General features: G+C 75.7%; 1 protein-coding gene. It reads right to left on the bottom strand.

Annotated elements, in window-relative coordinates; translation table 11 throughout:
- On the bottom strand, positions 1 to 255 hold a 255-nt coding region (locus K4B79_RS48930), incomplete at both ends, for an NAD(P)/FAD-dependent oxidoreductase (protein WP_232033720.1).

Raw genomic sequence — 255 nt, 5'->3', positions numbered from 1 at the left:
AGCTGGGCGCCGGACACGCCGTCGGGGAAGCCGAGGTAGTTCTCGATGCGGGAGCTCTGCCCGGCCTGCCCGCCGGTCGCCGACCGCTCCACCAGTACGGTCCGCAGCCCTTCCGAGGCCCCGTAGAGGGCCGAACCGAGCCCGGCCGGGCCGCCGCCGATGACGACGAGGTCGTAGAAGTCGGCCGTCGGCGTGGTGGCCAGACCCACCCGGGCGGCCAGGTCGGGGGCCTCGGGCTCGACCAGGGGTGCTCCG

Source organism: Streptomyces lincolnensis (assembly GCF_021173675.1).
In the GTDB taxonomy this organism is placed as follows: Bacteria; Actinomycetota; Actinomycetes; order Streptomycetales; family Streptomycetaceae; genus Streptomyces; species Streptomyces lincolnensis_B.
The sequence above is the reverse complement of the archived record's forward strand: the minus strand, read 5'-3'. Positions and strand labels throughout refer to the sequence as shown.